This window comes from Ruegeria sp. AM7, assembly GCF_056535965.1.
Map to the genome: position 1 here is coordinate 265,345 of NZ_JBQFJE010000003.1, position 18,978 is coordinate 284,322.

Below are 18,978 nucleotides of genomic sequence, written 5' to 3' on the forward strand. Positions count from 1 at the left end.
GTCTCCGATTGTGGAGAAGCCGGGGGGCCAGCCCCCCGGTCCCCCCGAGGTATTTTTTGCCAGATGAAGCAGGGCGGCCGTGGGGGCCGCCCGCGCGGATCAGAAGGTGACCGGGCCGTCGAGTTCGTGGACCTGCCATGGTAGGCCGTGAGTGTTCAGCATGTCCATGAAGTCATCGGGGTCGAGCTGTTCCATGTTCCACACGCCCGGCTCGGTCCAGTTGCCTTTCAGCACCTGTGCCGCGCCGATCATCGCCGGGACGCCGGTGGTGTAGCTGACGGCCTGGCTGCCGACCTCGGCATAGCATTCCTCGTGGTCGCAGATGTTGTAGATGTAGTAGGTTTTCTCGCCCGAGCCGTCCTTGGCCTGACCCGTGGCGATGTCGCCGATGCAGGCTTTGCCCTTAGTTTCCGCGCCCAGATCGCCGGGATCGGGCAGAAGGGTTTTCAGGAACTGGATCGGGATGATTTCCTTGCCGTCATGCATCACTGGATCGATGCGAGTCATGCCGACGTTTTCCAGCACTTTGGCGTGCATGATATAGGCGTCGCCAAAGGTCATCCAGAAGCGCGCACGCTCGATCTCGGGGAAGTGGGTGCTGAGGCTCTCCAGTTCCTCGTGATACATCAGGTACATGTTTTTGGGGCCGATGGCGGGGAAGTCGAACTCGACCTTGTGGGTCATGGCGGGGGAGTGTTGCCACGCGCCGCCTTCCCAGTGGCGGACTTCGGCCAGCACTTCGCGCAGGTTGATCTCGGGGTTGAAGTTGGTGGCGAATTCCTGATCGTTGCTACCGCCATTTGCGTCCAGCACGTCGATTTGGCGGATCGTGTCCAGCTTGTGTTTTTTCAACCATTTGGCGAACACGCTGGTTACACCCGGATCGAAGCCAGATCCGAGAATGGCGGTCAGGCCGGCCGCTTTGAAGCGCTCCTGATAGGCCCATTGCCAGTGGTATTCGAACTTGGCTTCGTCCTCGGGTTCATAGTTCGCGGTGTCGATGTAGTGGATACCGGCCTCAAGGCACGCATCCATCAGCACCAGATCCTGATAAGGCAGGGCGAGGTTCACGAGGATTTCCGCGCCGGTTTCCTTGATCAGCTTGACCGTGTCTTCGACCTTGTAGGCGTCCAGTTCGGCGGTCGAGATATCAACGCCCACACGGTCTTTCACGGCTGCGGCGATGGCATCGCATTTCGATTTCGTGCGGCTGGCCAGAGTGATCTCGGTGAAGATGTCCGAGTTCATCGCCATTTTATGCACCGCGGCGTGCGATACGCCGCCTGCGCCGACAACCAGTGTTTTTCCACTCAAAGTTCCCATGGGGGTCGTCTCCTCTCAGGGGGTTATTCGTAATAGGTGTAGCCGTTGATGGAGTCGCGATAGGCGCTCATCAGGGTTTTGCGGTCTTTGGCCATCAGAGTACCGGTCGAGATCGCCTCGTCCACCATTTTGCGGAAAGCGGCGACGCAGTCTTGCGGGTCGAATTCGACATAGGACAGGACCTGGCTGATCGTGTCGCCCTCTTGTTCGTGCAGCAGGTCGAACCCGCCATCGGCGCGCAGGTCGATGGTGACGACGTTGGTGTCGCCGAACAGGTTGTGCAGATCGCCCAGCGTTTCCTGATAGGCACCGACGAAGAAGACGCCCATGAAGTACTCACCATCCTCGGGCAGGGAATGCACCGGCAGGCTGGGGGATACGCCGTCGGCCAGAATGAACTGGTCGATCTTGCCGTCACTGTCGCAGGTGATGTCTGACAAAACGGCGCGGCGGTCGGCGGGGTGGTTCAGCCCTTGGAGCGGCACGATGGGATGTAGCTGGTCGATGGCCCAGACATCGGGCAGGGATTGGAACAGCGAGAAGTTGCAGTGATAGATATCGGCCACTTTCTCAAGCTGGTCGTCCACATCCGTGTCCAGCTCGTCACTGGCCGCCAGCGACTTGAGGCGGGCCATCAGTGACAGGTAAATGCGCTCGGCGCGGGCCATCTGGCGCAGGTCGACATAGCCCCGGCGGAACAGCGCGCGCAGCTCGTTGCGGTAAAAGGTGGCGTCGTTCCAGCATTCCTGCAGACGGTCTTGGCTGAGATACCCGTGAACGGCGGCAAGGTCGGCGACCAGATGATGATCGTCGGGTTCAACCTCGGGACCCGTGGGGGCGTCGTAGAGCGTGCTCTCCAGCACGTTGAAGACCAGCATCGACGAGGTCGCCACCACCGCGCGCCCGCTTTCGGTGACCAGCGTGGGGTGCGCAATTTCGGCCTCATCCATGGCATAGGCAACAGTTTCGACCACATTGGCGCAGTATTCCTCAACCGTGTAGTTGATCGAGTTCTCGGCGGCCTTTTTCTCGCCGGTATAATCCACGCCCATACCGCCGCCGAGGTCCAGATGGGTCAGCGGCACGCCCTCGCGCGTGAGCTCGGTGTAGTAGCGGCACGCCTCACCCACGGCGCGGCGCACATCGTTCACGTCCTGCACCTGCGACCCCAGATGCGAGTGCTGCAGCTTCAGGCAATGCAGCAGCCCCGCCGCCTTCAGCTTGTCCACTGTGGCAACCAGTTGGTCCGTGTTCATGCCAAAGGCCGAGCGGTCGCCCGAGCTTTCTTCCCATTTGCCGCTGATCTGGTTGGTCAGCTTCACCCGCACGCCGATCAGGGGTTCGATGCCCAGCTCGTTGTAAACCTCGATGACTGTGTCGGCCTCTTTCGGGCTTTCCAGAACGATGACTGTGTTGAAGCCGATCTTGCGGGACAGGATCGCCAGCTGGATGAACTCGGCATCCTTGACGCCGTTGCAGACGATCAGCGCCTCGGGGGCCAGACGATGAGCCAGCGCCACGACCAGTTCGGGTTTCGATCCGGCCTCAAGCCCATAGTTGTACTTCTTGCCGAACGCGACGATGCGGTCGACCACCTGCGCCTGCTGGTTCACCTTGATCGGAAACACGCCGCGATAAGGGCCTTTGTAGCCCACCCGTGCGATGGCGTCGGCAAAACTTTCGTTCAGATGCGCGATCTCATGTTCCAGATAGGAACTGACCCGCAGCACCATCGGCGCCTTGATCCCCCGGTCATCCAGATCGGCCAGAATACCCGGCAGGCTGATTGCAGCCGCGTCAAGGACCAGTGGGTTTCTCAGACCGATCTCGCCCTGCTCTGTCACCTCGACAAGGCCCTTGCCCCATTTCTCAACTCCGTAGACGGAATGCGGTGCGTCGGGCGTCTGTTTCAATCAAGTCAGTCCTTTGATCCGTGGGAGTGCAGTTTTGCGCCTGCCCATACGGCAGCAGTTTGATTCGTCCAAGTGTAATCTATGTGACGGGAACTGACGAAGTTACGCGCAAGTGCCGACCGGGATCAAGTGATTGTCCCACTGGCAGTCTGGGTGGGCTGAGATGCGGACTGACGAGGTGAAGGCTCCGATCTGCCCGGTTCCGGTGGTAAAGACAAATCCCGTGGGGCCGGGGCCGATGCCGCAGACATCCTCAAGAGTGAGAGCGGCGGTCAGCGCGCCGGTAGTGACGTCGAATTGATGCAACGCGTTGCCGCGCGGGCATGTGATGGCGACGCTTTGGCCGTCTTTAGTAAAGGCGATGCTGCCGGCGTAGCCCTGAAGCGTGTTCTGGTCGGCTTCTGAGGTGGCCAACAAGCGGGGGGCCTCGCCGCGCTGGTGCAGACCCAGTAGCGGAGGATGCTGCGTCCTGTCCCCCTGCCATTGCATCGCAAACGCCACCACCCCATCAGACCGCACCGCCAGATGGCGGATCGAATTCTTGTGCAGCGCTCTTGGCAGTGTGACCTGCTCTAGCGCCGTGCCCGCCAAGTCCAGATAGGTCAGGCTTGGCTGCATCACAGGTAGGTTCAGCTTGGTGCGCCCCGTCTCGGGGTGGGTCTCGATACCGCCATTGGCCACGGCCAGCGTCTTGCCATCGGGCATCAGGCGCATGTCATGCGGACCAACCCCGCCCGAGGGAAACTCGCCTTGTCGGGAATATGTCGCCGTGTCCCAGACGCCGATCACACCCGCGCCCGCCTCATAGTCGTTTTCGGTAGTGAAGAGTTGCGAGCCATCTGCTGAAAACACGCCGTGGCCATAGAAATGGCGACCTTCGGGTGCTTTCAGGCGTGCCATCTCAGCACCCGCCGCGCAGTCGATAACCACGGCGAAAGTACCTGGTCGTCGGGCAAACGCGACGGCCTGCGCGCGGGATGGGTGGGCAGCTGCAGCGTGGCCACGAGCTGGCAGCGGAAGGGAGAATTGGATGTCACCGTCTACTGCTAGCCCGACAAGCCGGTAGGAGTCGTCTGGAAAGAGCGCAGCGGCCAGAAAATCAGGCGCGCCGACCGCAGCCCAACCGGGCATTGGGACGAGACCTGTAGCCACCAGACCGGCCAGGAAATGACGTCGGTTGGTCATCCGTTAATCCCCGTCCAATGAGTTGAACCCTGCGCTGATACCCAAAGTCGGGCCTAGCCGAGTTGCGGCAATCTGACGGGCATCTTCGATTGACTGCTGCAGAGCCTCGATACGAAGCCGTCCTTGCGGTGACGACACTCCGCCAAGTGTCGGATCGTCCAAGGATTGTGCGCGGAGGATTGCTTTTTCGAATGCACGATTGAGATCGGCCGAAATTTCGGGGTGGTTTGCGGATAGATGTGTTGCAAGGTCTTTCAGTGCGATCAAAGATAGCTCTACGTGCCTCAGCGAGCGGCCAGAGCGACGTGCCTCGGCGCGCTTGGGACGGGGTCGGTCGAAAGTCCCCATCGGACGCCCCAAACGTGTTTGGGCGGTGAATTCCAGCCCTGTGACCAGCGATTTAAATAACTCTTGCAGGGCTTCGTCATCCGAGCGGTAAGGGCTGTCGGCACCTGGCTGGGACAATGATGGCGCGTAAACTTTCCATTCTTCCGACATGGCGTTGGCATTGCTGTTGATGTCAATCGTGATGGCACGAATGAGCGCGCAACGATAAACCTCGGTACCCTGGTCCGAAAACTGAGGTTCGAACATCATCAGTTCCAAAGCAAAAAATCCGCGACCGGCGATCGAGGTTTCAGCGAAGAGCCCAGGGGTTTCGACAGCGGTGTCCTCCGAAGCGATCAACCCGGACAACGCTTTGGTTGTGAACCCTTTGGTGTCGGGCCAGAAAGCCAAAGCAAACGCACGGTCGTCCACTTCGGATGGACCAAACCTAAGGTGGCTGGCGGAAATCCATTTGTCGAAAGCAGCGTGATAAGCGGCGCGCAGTTCAGACGATTCAGGTGTACAATCTGCCTGCGCTGTTGCGGAGAGCACAAAGGTCGCCTCTGACAATTCAGAAAATCTGGGCAGTATGTGTTCTTCAGTCACATCCACAAGAACTTGCCCACGATCCTGTGCCGACACCACTGCAGGCAGACATATTGATAGTGCCAAAGCGAATTTACGCATCATAGACTCTCTAGAAAGCGGATCAGGGCGTCGCGATCGGGTTTTGGCATGGCAACAACTGTGTCACGAGCGGCCTGTGCTTCCCCTCCGTGCCACAAGATCGCTTCGAGCAGCGAGCGTGCGCGCCCGTCATGCAGAAACTGGGTATGACCCGAAACCTGTTGTGTCAGGCCCACTCCCCACAGAGGAGCAGTGCGCCATTCCCGGCCTGTGGCCCGCGCTTCGGGGCGGTTGTCGGCCAAACCTTCGCCCATATCGTGCAGCAACAGATCGGTGTAGGGCCAGATCAATTGGAAACTGTGCTCGGGGCGGTCTTCCAAGCGGTGAGTCACATATGACGGGGTGTGGCACGACGTGCATCCCGTTTCGTGGAACACCTGTTTTCCGCGGAGAACTTGTGGATCGCCCAAGTTGCGACGCTCGGGCACTCCCAGATTCCTGCTGTAAAAGGTGATCAGGTCCATGCCTTGCTGGTCGATCTCGAAAGTGCGGTCGTCGCCATCGCCATGCGGCGCCTTCACGCAATCCACCTGCAATTCAGTGCAATCGCCGTGGCCAGCAGGATAAAGCGGGCTTGAAATTCCGATATCTCCGGCAAAGGCCGCTGCCGATTGCTCCATGATCGTGGGCATTCCGGCCTTATGGCCAAAGCGGCCCATCATGGGCTGTGCATATTCTGTAGCCCAAACGATATTGGGTCGCCCGGAAATCCCGTCTCCGTCTGCGTCGTCGGGATCGACCTTGGCCAGTAGGTCTTCGACCGGAATCGCTTCCAGCAATCCCAAGCCGATCATTTGAGGCGCGACCCGCGGGCTAAGCATGGCCTGAGGGTGTAACGGCCCGTAACCCAGATCTGCCGCGACATATGTCGGTTTGCGCAGCGTGACAGTTTCGCCACCTGCAAGCGTAACTGGGATGTCCTCATAGGTGATGTCCAGCCGGTATTCTGCCGGATGGCCGGGCAGTGCCAGATCCTGCATCTGCCCGCCATAGTTTGGTTCAGGTTGCGTGGCGATGTAATCTTCGATCTCGGTAGGGTTGGCCCCGCCGGGGATTGAGATGCGCAGGAACATCGACACGGCACTGTCATTCAGCCCATTCGGCGTATGACCGCGCCCGTCTTTGATGTGGCACCGCTGGCAGGACCGCGCATTATAAAGCGGCCCCAGCCCATCTGACGCCAAAGTCGATGACGGAGACGAGACCCAGAGCTTTTTGAAAAGCCCATTGCCGACCTTGAAGTCCAGCTCCTGTTCGAACTCCAGATTGCCTGACGGTTGCGAAAACGCGTCCGCATCCGTGCGCAAACGAACAGTCGCCGCCCCTGCGGGCAACTCTTCGAACTGTTGCGGTGCGCTGAAATCTTCAGGCAGGGCGGTCACTTTGGCGATCCGCGCGGCCTCGTCTTCGGTTCTCGGCAGAAAGTTGAGGTGAAGGTCCTGCAATTCGCCGGACAGTGAGGGGGTGGCCGCCAAAGCCGCCACCACCAAGATCGAAAGTTTACTCGCCTTCGTCCATTTTCGATGCGTTGAGATGCGCATAATTGGCTTCGCCAATCCTTTCATACAGATCAAGCTGCGTTTCGAGGAAGTCGATATGACCCTCTTCGTCGCTGATCAATTCTTCAAACAGGGACATGGTTACGTAGTCCCCGGCTTCGCGGCAGTATTCGCGGGCCTCAACATACAAAGCGCGCGCGTCGTGTTCGGCGGCCAGATCGCACTCCAGTGTTTCTTTGGGCGTCTGTCCGATCCGGAGAGGGTCCAGCTTTTGCAGGTTGGGGTGGCCTTCCAGAAAGATGATCCGTTCGATCAGCTTGTCTGCGTGGCCCATCTCTTCGATGCTTTCCTCGCGGCTTTTCTTGGCCATATGGCCAAGACCCCAATCTTCCTGCAAACGGTAGTGAAGCCAATACTGGCTGACCGCTGTCAGCTCATGCCGCAGGGATTTGTTGAGGTATTCGATTACTTTGGGGTCGCCCTTCATCTGCACTCTCCTGTGATACTTCGCTGCGCAACGCGCGAAGTTGCATGGGGACTTCCAGCTTATCGCTGGAACGCATCGTGTCTAGGAAAAGTGGCATGCATCCGCCACAATCCGCTGATTTTCCAAGGGCATGATAGATTTTGCCCGGGGTGATCACTGCATGGGGGTCCGACGCGCGCATCCAGTCGATCGCGGCATGGATTTCGGTGTCCGAGATGTTCGTGCAATGGCAAACGATCATGGCAAGGTGTCTTAGGTTGCTAATCTGAGTATAATAGTTGGTTAATTGACAGAAGTCCTGCGTCATACTGTCATTCAGCTCTCAAAAGCCCGAGAGGCGGCGGTGAGCCGCCTCTCGGCCAAGGTCACTGAAATACTGCGTTCGGGTTATCCAGACTGTCCGAACCTTCGATGCTGATCTGATCCAGCTCCAGCGTCGTAACGATCCGTTCGATCGTTTTGGTCTGGTCGACCAGACCGTTCACGCCGCCCATGATCAAGGCTTCGCCACCTTCGTTGCCGCGTTCCAGCATCTGGTCATAGGCAAAACCGGCTTCAGCAGTCGATTTGATCAGGCCCAATGCCTGCATGGTGTTGGCCAGCTTAACCTTCATCTCGGCGTCGAGCGCCGGGTCGGTAGAGGTGACCAGATCAGACAGTGACGCGCCCGAGATCGGCGTTCCGTCGATCCGGGTGTAGCTGCCCAGATAAACGTTCTGGATGCCCAAGCCGTCGTAATAGTGGCTGTTATGGGTGTTGTCGGAAAAACAATCATGCTCTTCTTCAGGGTCATTCAGCATCAGGCCAAGACGCATCCGCTCGCCCGCCTGTTCGCCATAAGACAGCGAACCCATACCCGTTAGAATTGCGCTGACACCTGCAGCTTCGTTTTCGGTCAAAGCAACGCGCGCGTCACCACCTTCGGCCCACTGGGCTGCCATCCACTCCAGATCGCTGACCAACAGGTCGGTGGCTGCGCTTAGGTATTGACCGCGTCGGTCGCAATGTCCGCCGGTGCAGTCGTCACCTTGGGCATAATCGGTCCACGGACGGTCACCTGCGCCAGCATCATGGCCGTTCAGGTCCTGACCCCACAAAAGAAACTCGATCGCATGGTAGCCAGTGGCCACGTTTGCCTCGATCCCGTCTGCTTCGTGCAGGGTTTCTGCCAGCAATTCAGGCGTGATTTCCGATGCGTCGATCGTTTCACCGGACAGCGTAAAGCTTGGGTTGGCGATGACGTTCAGTGCTGCAAACTCGTTTTCATCGGACGGCCCGCCGTAGGTGGCATCGACATAGTCGATCAGACCTTCGTCCAGAGGCCACGCGTTCACCTTGCCTTCCCAGTCATCAACAATGGCGTTGCCAAAGCGGTAGACCTCGGTCTGCTGATAGGGAACACGGGCGGCGATCCATGCCGCGCGGGCAGTGTTCAGGGTTGCATCTGACGGGTTGGCGATCAGCGCGTTCACTGCAGATTGCAACGTCTGGGCTGCAATCAGGCTGTCTTCATACTTGGCTTCGGCAATATTGGCGTAAGTGGTCAGAACATCAGTTTTCGCCGGGGCAGCGACCGCAGAAACGGCGCAAAGTGTCAGGGCGCTTGTGGTTGCAATCAATCTGGTCATTGGGGCAGGTCTTTCATCTCAGAAATTCAGATCCGGCGCCACGAAAGCGTCGGTTGCCTGATAACTGAGTGAATTAGTCGGCTATGTCAACCTGAGTTTTACTGTCAGGTATTTGGGTGTAAAGACTTCCCCAAATATAGTGGGCTTCCATCTTCAAGGCCGCACCTGTAGGAGGTACAACCAGTTTAAGCTAAAGTTAGTTGATTGGTTTTTTTTGTGCGTAGGATTTGTTTTTCGACTGTTTTCGCGGCACTGTCGTTTTTATTTGTCAGCCAGGCTGGTCCGGCAACAGCGTGGCGCGATAGAGAGCCGAGTAGTGAAGCAGTTCACTCTGGTTCCCGCCTTCTGATATCCATGACAGTCGCCACTTTTGATGTGCTAGGGGACGTCTCCGCCAGTGGGATTGAGGACGACAACGCGCTGATCGCTCGGGCGATCTCGGATTTGTCAGACCCTCATGGATTTTTAGGCCTTCCGGTCGAGGCCGAGTGTTCAGTGACGTCTGCGCGTGTGGTTCTTTCGGGTTACGGGCTAGGTCGCGGGACCTTGGTGGCCGGTGATGTTTTGGATTTGAAGTTCGAAGCGAAGTATGAAGTTGCGTGCCAGGATGCAGCTGTGTTGAAGCGCTTTGGGGAAACCCTTACCCCTTTTGCCAACACCAAAGGTTTCAGCATCCATATGGCAGATGCGGGTTTATCCTTGCAAAGCTCCTGAAGTGCGGGGCCAAGCTGGGTGTCAGGAATTACCTCAGCCCGGCTCAGTCTTTAAAGGTAATGCGACTCCAGACGCAGTCATGATCCGAGAGTGGCTTTCCATCCCTTGATATGGACGTCACGATACCTGTCTCTAACGGGGTCAGTTTCCGACCAGCCAGCCAGTCCAGTTTCATCTGACGTTCGGGATGCGGCGTGATAAGGCTGGGGCGTGTGGTGAAACCCGGCGCGGTGAAACCCCAATCATAGCCCTGAGATTCGGCCAATCCGAACAAGGTTTCGTCCCTCCAGTCAAAGGCGGGGGGTATATGATTGCCGGTGTTCAGGTCTCCTCCGATCAGAACGGGCAGACCGGGCGCGAATTCGTCTATAGCTTGCAACAGCTTCTGGAATTGACCGAAACGATGCGCAGCATCGGCATTGCTTTCCAGATGTGTGGACACCAGACATACAAGCCCACGGTCGGTTGGAACCACCGCCGCGATCGCCATGCGACCTCCGATTCTTGGCTGCTCTGGGTCAGCGGCGCCGGAATCGGTGCAGAACCAGTGTCCGTGATCGTCCAGCCGGATCAGCGCCGTACGCTCGAACGGAACCGAGGACAAGATCGCGTTGCCATGCCAACCGAGAGAATTGGTAGCGTCCGTGCAATAGGAGCGTTCGGTTGCTCCGCCCAAGCCAAGCTCGTGAAACTCGACTCCGAAAGCATAGGTCATGCCAAGTGCGCTTGCCATTGCCTCGGTCGTGTGCCGTTGCGCCGTGCGGGCCATGCCGTGGTCTACTTCGGACAACAGAACGACATCAGGAGAAACACTATGCAGATGCGCGGCCGTCTCTTCCGGGAACAAACAGCGCTCAACGTTCCAGGCGGCGACCGTGAATTCTGACGGCAACTGGTCTGCCTTAGGTGTTCCACCGACCTGGACAGCATTCAATGCCGGAAGATCACCAAGCAAATGGCGGTGTGTTTGTGCCGTGCGATCCGCCGACAGGATTGCAGCCCGCTGGTTTGGTGAAACCGCAGGTAGCGTCGCAAGGGTTTGAGTAATCACAGTCGCAGCCCCGTATCCTTGTCGAACAGGCGCAGTGCTTCGGGCTTCAACTTGATCCGTGTTTCACCTGTATGGGCTGTATCTTCTTTACCAATCATGACCGAGAACGGCTGGTCATCGATCCGCCCATGCAGCAGGCGATGAGCGCCCAATTCCTCAAGGATATCAACATGAAATTTCACCTGGCCTTGGTCGTCCAGCTCTACATCTTCGGGGCGTATTCCCATTGTGATTGGGCCGCTAAACGCCTCAGGGGCGACCATTAACCCGTCATACCCATCTATTTTGACCTGTTTCTGATCGATTTCAGCCCGGATCAGGTTCATCGGTGGTGCCCCCATGAACGAGGCCACAAAGGTCGAGGCGGGGTTGTGATAGATCTCGGACGGAGTGCCGATCTGTTCGATCCGGCCCGCGTTCAGGACGATGATCCGGTCGGCCATCGTCATCGCTTCGACCTGATCATGAGTCACGTAGACGGCTGTGGTGCCAAGGCGGCGTTGCAGGGCCTTAATCTCGATCCGCATCTGGTTGCGCAGCTTAGCGTCGAGGTTCGACAACGGTTCATCAAACAAGAACAGCGCCGGATCACGCACGACGGCACGGCCCATGGCGACGCGCTGACGTTGGCCGCCCGACAGCTGCGCTGGTTTGCGGTCCAGATACTCGGTCAGATTCAGCATCCGGGCGGCGTCTTCGACCTTGGCTGCGATATCGGCGGCCGGGGTGCCGCGATTCTTGAGGCCATAGCCGATATTCTTGCGCACCGTCATATGCGGATATAGCGCATAGTTCTGGAACACCATCGCGATGTCACGGTCCGCCGGATCCACGTCATTGACCACCCGGTCGCCGATTTTCAGCGTACCTTCTGTGATTTCCTCCAACCCCGCGATCATCCGCAGCAAGGTAGACTTGCCGCAGCCCGAGGGGCCGACCAGCACGACAAACTCGCCGTCCTGAATGGTGAAGCTGGTGGTCTGAACCGCCTGAAAGCCGTTGGGATAGACCTTGCGGACGCCCTCTAATGAAACCTGAGCCATGCGCGTATTCCTTATTTGTCGGATTCTGTTAGGCCCTTGACGAACCAGTTTTGGAAAAAGACGACGATCGCTACGGGTGGGATCATCGCGACAATGGCCAGCGCCAATGCCTGCCCGTGTTCTGGGATCTGACTATCTGTGTAGGACAGCACGATCTGTTTGATGCCCCGGACCAGGGTGAAAAAGCTCTCATCCGTAGTGATCAGCGTGGGCCATAGATATTGGTTCCATCCAAAGACAAACATGATGATGAAGATCGCAGCGATCATCGTTCGGCTAAGCGGCACAAGGATATCGACAAAGAACTTCCATGGGCCTGCGCCGTCGATCCGGGCGGCCTCTGCCAGCTCCTCAGGGACGGACATGAAGAACTGACGGAAAAAGAACGTGCCGGTTGCGGAGGCGATCAGCGGCACGATCAGACCGGTATAGGTGTTTGTCAGGCCCAGTTTCTGGATCGCCTCGTAGGAGGGCAGGATGCGCACCTCAAGCGGCAGCAGCAGTGTGGTGAAGATCACCCAGAAGGCCAGCGTCGCGAACCGCAGGCGGAAATAGACAATGGCATAGGCCGCCATCATCGAGATCACGATCTTGCCCACCGCAAAGCCGATGCCAAGGATGAACGAGTTCATCAGCATCAGCGTGCCATCCACCGTCTGGGTGAACCCACCCTTTTCGAACATGGCGGCATGGAAGTTCTTGCCCAGATCGTCGCCCAGCGTCAGCTGCAACCCCTCGCGGTGGATCGTCACCGCATCGTGGCTGGCCGTGGTCAGCGCCAGCAGCGGTGGTATCATCATCAGCAAAGCCCCTAGGATCAGGACGGTGTGATCGCCGATCGCGCCCCATTTAATGCGGCGGGGACGATGTGTTTCAACGGGAGTTTCGAGTGTTGTCTCAGCCATGTCCAAAGCCCTTACGTATAGTGAATCCGGCGTTCCACCAGCCGGAACTGAAACACGGTCAGCAAAAGAACCAGCACCATCAGGATGACCGATTGCGCCGATGATCCGCCCAGGTCGTTGCCTCGAAAGCCGTCCAGATAGACCTTGTAGACCAGCGTCATCGGGTTGTTGCCCGGCTCGCCCTTCATCAATGCATCGATGATGCCGAACGTGTCGAACAGGGCGTAGGTGATGTTGATGATCAGCAAGAAAAATGCGGTGGGGGCCAGCAGCGGGAAGGTCACTTGCCAGAACCGTCCGGTGGCGGATCGGTTGTCGATCATCGCGGCCTCGCGCACCGATCGGGGGATGGATTGCAGACCGGACAGGAAAAAGATGAAGTTCACCGGGATCTGCTTCCACACGGCCACCATGACCATGGCGGTTGCAGTGGCGTTGTAATCCACGCCCAGTTTGAAATCCCACCCGAACATCTGAAAGAGCTTGGTCAGCGGTCCGGTGCTTTGATCAAAGAACAGGATACCCATGAAGCCGGCAACGGGCGGCGCGATGGCATAGACCCACATCAGCAGCGTGCGATAGGTCTTGGCGCCTCGGATTACCTTGTCTGCCTTCACGGCCAGCAACAGCGCGATGGCCAGAGAGAAGAACGTCACCAGAACCGAGTAGATGATCGTAAATCCGGCGACACGCTTGTACTGGTCGTTGCCCACAAGCGACGTGTAGTTCTCGCCACCCACAAAGGTCGAGCCAAACCCGAAAGGGTCCTGCAGATAGAATGAGGATTGCAGTGCCCAGCCCGCAGGCCAGTAGAAAAAGATGGCGATGATCATTAACTGTGGCAGCAGTAGCGCCACAGGCAGCCAGATATTGTCGAAGCCCGCACGTTTCATTGAGTGGTCCAGTAAGAAAAAAGAGCGATGGCCGCGCCGTGACAGCGCGACCATCCCTGGGGGTGATACGGGTACTTAGCCCTGGGTCTTGGCGAAGCGGGCCAGCAGTTCGTTGGCTTCCTCTTCGATGGTTTTGAACGCGGTTTCCACGTCGGTTTCACCTGTCAGGATACGGCCATATTCGCGGTTCATGATGTCGCGGATCTGAACGTAAAAGCCCATGCGGTAACCCTTGGTGTTGTCGCCCGCCTCGGCCTGCAGTTGGTTGACGCCAACTTCGGCAGCTGGGTAACGGTCATAATGGCCGTCTTTCTTGGCAACTTCATAAGCGGCTTCGGTGATCGGCACATAGCCGGTTTCCTGATGCCAGAAATACTGGGTTTCAGGCGCGGTCAGGAAGCGGAAGAATTCGGCCGTGGCTTTGTTCTCCTCGTCCGATTGGCCGGACATGGCAAACAGAGCGGCACCACCGATGAAGGTCTGTGTGGGCTCGGCGGTCACTACTTCCCAATAGGGCAGCTCGGTGGCGCTGAATTCGAACGGCAGATCTTTCTGCAGCAGGCCGCCGAACGAGCCCGAAGAACCCAGCCACATGGCCACTTTGCCTTCCTCGAACGGCTTGGCATTGTCGCCCCAGCCGGTGCCGTACCATTCAAACATGCCGTTTTCTTTCCACTCGCTCACGGCGGTGAAATGGGCTTTGATGGCGTCGTTGTTGACCAGGATCTGCGTGTCGGTGCCGTCATAGCCGTTGTTGTTGGTGGCAAACGGCAGGTTGTGGCGCGACATGAAGTTTTCGGTAAAGATCCAGGGCAGGTGCGACTGGCTTAGCGCGATGTAGCCTGCGTCTTTCAGCGCGGGGGCGGTGGTCGACTGGAACTCTTCCCAGGTTTTCGGCGGGGTGACGCCTGCAGCTTCCAGCGCGTCCATGTTGTAGTACAGGATCGGCGTGGACGAGTTGAAGGGCATGCCGATCATCTTGCCGTCGCTGTCGGCATAGAAATACCGCACACCGGCGATGTAGTCATTGATGTCGAAATCAACGCCATTGTCGGCCAGCAGGTCCTGAACCGGGATGGTCGCGCCTTTGGCACCGATGACGGTGGCGGCACCGGCGTCGAACACCTGCATGACGTTGGGCTGCTCGCCCGCGCGGAAGGCGGCGATGCCTGCGGTCAGGGTTTCTTCGTAGCTGCCCTTGTAGACCGGAGTGATCTTGTACTCGTCCTGCGAGGCGTTGAAATCCTCGGCGATCTTGTTGACGGTCTCGCCCAGTTGGCCGCCCATCGCGTGCCACCAGGTGATTTCGGTTTCGGCAAAAGCTGCGGTCGCGGTAAAGGCGACAGCGGCAGCCGTTGCGCAGAATGTCAGGTTGGTCATGTCTCTCTCCGGTTTGGTGGTTCCCGCGCTTGCGGCCAACACACCAGTTCGCGGGGCTGGTGCCCCTTGCAGCATCAAAAAAGCAAAACAAACGGACATGGTCCGCTTGCGAATGCACAGTGTGTGCACACGTGGTCACATACGCAGTTCCTGTGACAGTTCGGTGAAAGATTTATTGCAATATTGACAAATTATATGGAAACGGAGGACAGCTTAGGGGTGGCTGACGACAACAGTAAACCTGCCGAAAGGCCTCGCCGTGTAACGGCGCAAACCGTCGCTGACGCCGCCGGGGTTTCGCGGTCTGCCGTGTCGCGCGCGTTTACTCCGGGCGCGTATCTTGATGCGGGTAAGCGCCGGAAAATTCAAGAAATTGCCGCACATATGGGGTATCAACCAAATGCGTTGGCCGCAGGGCTGAAGGGCGGACGCTCGCATCTTGTGGCGGTGTTTGTTGGCAATATGCGCAGCGCGTATGACTCGGAATTCGTGCATCGTTTGGTCGGTCGATTGAATGCTTTGAACAAGTGGCCGGTCCTGATTGATGGTGAAGATGATCGGGCCGGCTCCGCTATCGACCAGGTGCTGCGCTACCCGCTGGACGCTTTGATTCTGCGCGGCGGCAGTATGCCTGAATCGGTAGTGACGCAATGCAGTAAATTCGGCGTCCCAATGATCTCATCAGGGCGCATCGTGGATGCATTGGGCGTAGACAATGTATGCTGCAGAAACGCGCTAGGTATGCAGATAGCAACTCGGGCTTTGGTTGATCGCGGTCGCCAGCGATTTGGCTATATAGCGGGCGCAACAGGGTTTGGGTCCTCTGCTGACCGCAAAGCTGGCGTGATGCAAGCGCTAGGGGATGCCGGTCTTTCTTTGGTGGCAGAAGAGGTCGGAGAGTTCACAGTTGAAGCAGGATACCGTTCAGCGATGAGGATGCTTGAAGCCCACCAGCTGGACACGTTGATTTGCGCCAATGATGCAAGCGCCATCGGCGCCCTAGCAGCTGCGCGAGAGCTCGGCTTGGATGTGCCGGGTGCACTGTCGATTGTCGGTTTTGATGACATTGAAATGGCGGGCTGGCCCATGTTTAATCTGAGTACAGTAAACAATCCAATTGACGAGGCTGTCGAGCAGGTCATCTGGCTGCTAGAGCGGCGTCTCGCCGACCCGGCAAAAGAAAGTGAGACAGTGTTGATTGACCCCTTCTTCGTTCCGCGTGGGACACACTGAATCGTGTGGGAAGAAATGGTAGCGGAGGAGGGACTTGAACCCCCGACACGCGGATTATGATTCCGCTGCTCTAACCAACTGAGCTACTCCGCCATGGGTGAGAGGCGATTTAAGCGAGGGGCCCAAGAGGGTCAAGAGGGAAATGGCCCCGGTACGAGATTCTTTTTTAACCCTGTCTCACATCGTTCCGGTATCGGAGTTATCAGCCTCTGCTGTACTTTTCGCGATGCGGCGAATGAAGTCCGCGCAGGTGTCGGGTGCGGTTATCGGGATCATGTGACCCAGCCCCTCAAGTCGCTCTTCGGCCAGACCGAATTGAGCCATCGGAGCGCCATGTGCCTCGGGTGAAAGGATCGCGTCCTGTGCGCCATACAGGATGCCTCCGGGGGTTTTGAGGTCACCGTAGCGGGCCACTTGCCCCTCAAGGCTTTCGTCAATGCCGACAATGTCCTGCGAGGCCGTAATGAATGCCGAAGCGCGCAGGCCCAATGCGCCACCAGCGCGGTCGAGAAAATCACTGGGCGCCGGTTCGGGATCAAACACCGCGCTAAGTGTATGTGGGGCAGTTTTTGCGGCAATTGGAACGGCAATGGTGTTGCCGATAAAGGTGCGCAGCCATTGGGTGCGGATCTCTAGCGGTTTAAACACGGCAGGCGGCCCGGGCATCACTTGGGTCAGCGGGGCCAACAGGGCCAATGCTTTTGTTTTTTCGGGATAGTCCAATGCCATGGCCAATGAGACCGCCCCCCCGAGCGAATGCCCGACAAGGATTGCATCAGACACGCCTTTGGTGTCCAGAAACTCCTGTATCATGCGGCCCTGTTCCGGTAGTCGGCCCAGTTCAGCAGTATCGCGGGTCGAGTAGCCGCAGCCGGGGCGGTCCACTGCGAGGACGTGGTAATCCTCGGCCAGCAGGTCGACCATCGCATAGGTATAGTGTTGCAGCTGCCCACCGAGGCCATGAATCAGCACAAGCGTCTGTTTGGAGGGGTCGCCTTTTTCGACATAGTGGATATTGCCCCCACGTACTGGAGTGATCTGACCCAGTTGAGGAACACGGACAAGCCCGTCGCGGGTCAGCTTTCGGGTCCAAACATTCATGACCACGAAAAATGCGGCGATCAGAAGGACAAGGATCAGAATTACGTTCATCTCAATTCTCCGCGTGTTGGGAAGGAAGGGGTTGGTAATGCTCTAACCCCGAGCGCGCCATACGCTTTTCAAATTCGGATACAGTTCCGGGCCATAGCGTGGTGTTGCGGCCTTGGGCGTCCTGATACCATGACGTACATCCGCCCGCCTGCCAAACGCTGTCCGTGTGCCGGTCCTGCATTTCTTGGATAAAGGCCGCCTGTTTTTCGGGGTCGGGCGTTACAACCTGCAGACCGTCGCGCTGCATTTCGTCCAAAACGCGGCCGATATGGCGAACCTGCGCTTCGATCATCAGCACCACAGAATTGTGCCCCAATCCCGTATGGGGCCCAAGCAGAATGAAGAAGTTCGGGAAGCCTGCAATCGCAGTTCCCAGATTGGCTTTCATTCCGTCAGCCCATGCGTCGCGCAGGCTTACACCGTCGTCGCCCGAGATATTCAGGTACTCGACCATATCGGTGACGTGAAATCCGGTACCCCAGATCAGTATATCGGCCTGTGATTGGGATCCATCCGCAGCCGTGATCTGATCGCCCTCGATTGCGGTCACGCCCTGCGGAACAACGGACACGTTTGAACGCGCAAGAGTCGAATACCAATCGTTCGAGCTGAGGATACGCTTGCAGCCAATTTGGTAGTCGGGTGTAAGCTTGGCGCGCTCGTCCGGGTCACTGATCGCCTTTTCCATGGCAGAGCGCCACATCTTCATGGCAAAGTTCACAGCGCCTTTTTCTCCGCGAAAAACCCGGTGGCGGTATTCGAATACCATGTAGATCAGCTTGCGGCGCAATTTCGGTAACATGGGAACACGCTGGTACAGCCTGCGGACCCACGGCGCGATTGGGCCATCCGGGCGCGGCAGAACATATGGGGCGCTGCGTTGGTAGATTGTGACATGCCCCGCCATTTTCGCGATCTCGGGGACGAATTGGACTGCGGAGGCTCCGGTGCCGATCACCGCGATACGTTTACCCGACAAAGAGACGTCGTGGTTCCACTGGGCAGAGTGGAAACTTGGCCCCGTAAAACTGTCCGCGCCGGGGATGTCTGGAATGCTGGGCACGTGCAGTGCGCCTATGGCGGAAACCAGTATCCGCGACGACCAATGCTGCCCGTCTTCGGTTTCAACCTGCCATTGGGCTCCGTCCCACCGCGCGGACTTAAGCTGTTGATGAAAATGGCACAGGTCGTACACGCTTTCGTCTTGTGCGACTTTACGCAGATAAGCCTGGATTTCCGCCCCGCCTGCGTATGCGCGGCTCCAGTCGGGGTTCAGATGAGTGGCCATTGAATAAAGGTGCGAAGGCACATCGCAGGCAACGCCGGGATAGGTGTTTTCACGCCATGTGCCGCCGATATCGCCCGCTTTTTCAAGGATCGCGATATCGGTAATCCCGCGCTTACGGGCCTCAATCGCCATGATCAGCCCCGAGAACCCGGCACCAATAATCAGCATGTCGGTCTTATGTTCCACGCGCCCCGCCCCTCCCAAAACGATCCAGATGGTATGTGAAGGATATAGGCAGGGCAGGGCGCGTGGATAGGGTCTCGTAGGGTC

General features: G+C 58.0%; 17 protein-coding genes and 1 tRNA gene. 2 read left to right on the plus strand and 16 right to left on the minus strand.

Features of this window, described 5'->3' with window-relative positions; genetic code table 11:
• Positions 1–99: 99 nt before the first annotated feature.
• The 8 genes from ACR3EG_RS04995 to ACR3EG_RS05030 form a co-directional block, all read right to left on the minus strand.
• The gene (locus ACR3EG_RS04995) at positions 100–1,323 is read right to left on the minus strand and encodes a saccharopine dehydrogenase family protein (protein ID WP_480483401.1); all 1,224 of its coding nucleotides are present in this window, start codon (positions 1,321–1,323) and stop codon (positions 100–102) included.
• A gap of 23 nt (positions 1,324–1,346) precedes the next feature.
• Entirely contained in the window at positions 1,347–3,236 is a 1,890-nt protein-coding gene (gene speA, locus ACR3EG_RS05000; RefSeq protein WP_480483402.1) for a biosynthetic arginine decarboxylase, read from the minus strand.
• 102 nt (positions 3,237–3,338) lie between these two features.
• The gene (locus tag ACR3EG_RS05005; protein ID WP_480483404.1) at positions 3,339–4,421 is read right to left on the minus strand and encodes a DUF1513 domain-containing protein; all 1,083 of its coding nucleotides are present in this window, start codon (positions 4,419–4,421) and stop codon (positions 3,339–3,341) included.
• 3 nt (positions 4,422–4,424) lie between these two features.
• A complete protein-coding gene (locus ACR3EG_RS05010) occupies positions 4,425–5,435 on the minus strand; it encodes an imelysin family protein (RefSeq protein ID WP_480483406.1) in 1,011 nt (336 codons plus the stop codon).
• On the minus strand, positions 5,435–6,976 hold the full coding sequence (locus tag ACR3EG_RS05015) for a di-heme oxidoreductase family protein (protein WP_480483408.1): 1,542 nt from the start codon (positions 6,974–6,976) through the stop codon (positions 5,435–5,437). Before ACR3EG_RS05015 ends, ACR3EG_RS05010 begins: the two co-directional genes overlap by 1 nt.
• Complete coding sequence (bfr, locus tag ACR3EG_RS05020; RefSeq protein WP_170751522.1) at positions 6,936–7,421, minus strand: bacterioferritin; 486 nt, start codon at positions 7,419–7,421, stop codon at positions 6,936–6,938. Before bfr ends, ACR3EG_RS05015 begins: the two co-directional genes overlap by 41 nt.
• Entirely contained in the window at positions 7,369–7,662 is a 294-nt protein-coding gene (locus ACR3EG_RS05025; RefSeq protein ID WP_170724151.1) for a (2Fe-2S)-binding protein, read from the minus strand. The genes bfr and ACR3EG_RS05025 overlap by 53 nt, the downstream gene beginning before the upstream one ends.
• A gap of 124 nt (positions 7,663–7,786) precedes the next feature.
• The gene (locus tag ACR3EG_RS05030) at positions 7,787–9,049 is read right to left on the minus strand and encodes an imelysin family protein (protein WP_480483410.1); all 1,263 of its coding nucleotides are present in this window, start codon (positions 9,047–9,049) and stop codon (positions 7,787–7,789) included.
• Between the two features lie 354 nt (positions 9,050–9,403).
• Here ACR3EG_RS05030 and ACR3EG_RS05035 point away from each other — a divergent pair, with 354 nt between their 5' ends.
• Positions 9,404–9,763: a hypothetical protein gene (locus ACR3EG_RS05035; protein ID WP_480483412.1), complete on the plus strand. Its 360-nt coding sequence runs from the start codon at positions 9,404–9,406 to the stop codon at positions 9,761–9,763.
• Between the two features lie 43 nt (positions 9,764–9,806).
• Here the strand turns inward: ACR3EG_RS05035 and ACR3EG_RS05040 are convergent, their stop codons facing one another.
• The 5 genes from ACR3EG_RS05040 to ACR3EG_RS05060 form a co-directional block, all read right to left on the minus strand.
• Positions 9,807–10,814, minus strand: coding sequence for an endonuclease/exonuclease/phosphatase family protein (locus tag ACR3EG_RS05040; RefSeq protein WP_480483414.1), 1,008 nt, complete (start codon positions 10,812–10,814; stop codon positions 9,807–9,809).
• Positions 10,811–11,857: a sn-glycerol-3-phosphate ABC transporter ATP-binding protein UgpC gene (ugpC, locus tag ACR3EG_RS05045; protein ID WP_480483416.1), complete on the minus strand. Its 1,047-nt coding sequence runs from the start codon at positions 11,855–11,857 to the stop codon at positions 10,811–10,813. Before ugpC ends, ACR3EG_RS05040 begins: the two co-directional genes overlap by 4 nt.
• Positions 11,858–11,868: 11 nt before the next feature.
• The gene (locus tag ACR3EG_RS05050; RefSeq protein ID WP_480483418.1) at positions 11,869–12,762 is read right to left on the minus strand and encodes an ABC transporter permease subunit; all 894 of its coding nucleotides are present in this window, start codon (positions 12,760–12,762) and stop codon (positions 11,869–11,871) included.
• Positions 12,763–12,773: 11 nt separating this feature from the next.
• A complete protein-coding gene (locus ACR3EG_RS05055) occupies positions 12,774–13,655 on the minus strand; it encodes an ABC transporter permease subunit (RefSeq protein WP_480483420.1) in 882 nt (293 codons plus the stop codon).
• Positions 13,656–13,730: 75 nt separating this feature from the next.
• Positions 13,731–15,035, minus strand: coding sequence for an extracellular solute-binding protein (locus ACR3EG_RS05060; RefSeq protein ID WP_480483422.1), 1,305 nt, complete (start codon positions 15,033–15,035; stop codon positions 13,731–13,733).
• A gap of 219 nt (positions 15,036–15,254) precedes the next feature.
• Here ACR3EG_RS05060 and ACR3EG_RS05065 point away from each other — a divergent pair, with 219 nt between their 5' ends.
• The gene (locus ACR3EG_RS05065) at positions 15,255–16,268 is read left to right on the plus strand and encodes a LacI family DNA-binding transcriptional regulator (RefSeq protein ID WP_480483424.1); all 1,014 of its coding nucleotides are present in this window, start codon (positions 15,255–15,257) and stop codon (positions 16,266–16,268) included.
• A gap of 16 nt (positions 16,269–16,284) precedes the next feature.
• Here the strand turns inward: ACR3EG_RS05065 and ACR3EG_RS05070 are convergent.
• From ACR3EG_RS05070 to ACR3EG_RS05080, 3 genes are all read right to left on the minus strand, one after another.
• Positions 16,285–16,361, minus strand: a tRNA-Met gene (locus tag ACR3EG_RS05070).
• Positions 16,362–16,445: 84 nt separating this feature from the next.
• A complete protein-coding gene (locus ACR3EG_RS05075; protein WP_480483426.1) occupies positions 16,446–17,420 on the minus strand; it encodes an alpha/beta fold hydrolase in 975 nt (324 codons plus the stop codon).
• Position 17,421: 1 nt separating this feature from the next.
• Positions 17,422–18,894 carry a flavin-containing monooxygenase gene (locus ACR3EG_RS05080; RefSeq protein WP_480483428.1) on the minus strand — a complete coding sequence of 491 codons (1,473 nt, stop codon included), beginning with the start codon at positions 18,892–18,894 and terminating at the stop codon, positions 17,422–17,424.
• Between the last annotated feature and the right edge of the window lie 84 nt (positions 18,895–18,978).

Excerpts from the sequence above, each read along its gene's own strand:
- ACR3EG_RS04995 (WP_480483401.1), bottom strand. The coding sequence starts at position 1,323 with ATGGGAACTTTGAGTGGAAAAACACTGGTTGTCGGCGCAGGCGGCGTA.
- ACR3EG_RS05005 (WP_480483404.1), bottom strand. The coding sequence starts at position 4,421 with ATGACCAACCGACGTCATTTCCTGGCCGGTCTGGTGGCTACAGGTCTC.
- ACR3EG_RS05010 (WP_480483406.1), bottom strand. The coding sequence starts at position 5,435 with ATGCGTAAATTCGCTTTGGCACTATCAATATGTCTGCCTGCAGTGGTG.
- ACR3EG_RS05015 (WP_480483408.1), bottom strand. The coding sequence starts at position 6,976 with ATGCGCATCTCAACGCATCGAAAATGGACGAAGGCGAGTAAACTTTCG.
- bfr (WP_170751522.1), bottom strand. The coding sequence starts at position 7,421 with ATGAAGGGCGACCCCAAAGTAATCGAATACCTCAACAAATCCCTGCGG.
- ACR3EG_RS05025 (WP_170724151.1), bottom strand. The coding sequence starts at position 7,662 with ATGATCGTTTGCCATTGCACGAACATCTCGGACACCGAAATCCATGCC.
- ACR3EG_RS05030 (WP_480483410.1), bottom strand. The coding sequence starts at position 9,049 with ATGACCAGATTGATTGCAACCACAAGCGCCCTGACACTTTGCGCCGTT.
- ACR3EG_RS05035 (WP_480483412.1), top strand. The coding sequence starts at position 9,404 with ATGACAGTCGCCACTTTTGATGTGCTAGGGGACGTCTCCGCCAGTGGG.
- ugpC (WP_480483416.1), bottom strand. The coding sequence starts at position 11,857 with ATGGCTCAGGTTTCATTAGAGGGCGTCCGCAAGGTCTATCCCAACGGC.
- ACR3EG_RS05050 (WP_480483418.1), bottom strand. The coding sequence starts at position 12,762 with ATGGCTGAGACAACACTCGAAACTCCCGTTGAAACACATCGTCCCCGC.
- ACR3EG_RS05055 (WP_480483420.1), bottom strand. The coding sequence starts at position 13,655 with ATGAAACGTGCGGGCTTCGACAATATCTGGCTGCCTGTGGCGCTACTG.
- ACR3EG_RS05060 (WP_480483422.1), bottom strand. The coding sequence starts at position 15,035 with ATGACCAACCTGACATTCTGCGCAACGGCTGCCGCTGTCGCCTTTACC.
- ACR3EG_RS05075 (WP_480483426.1), bottom strand. The coding sequence starts at position 17,420 with ATGAACGTAATTCTGATCCTTGTCCTTCTGATCGCCGCATTTTTCGTG.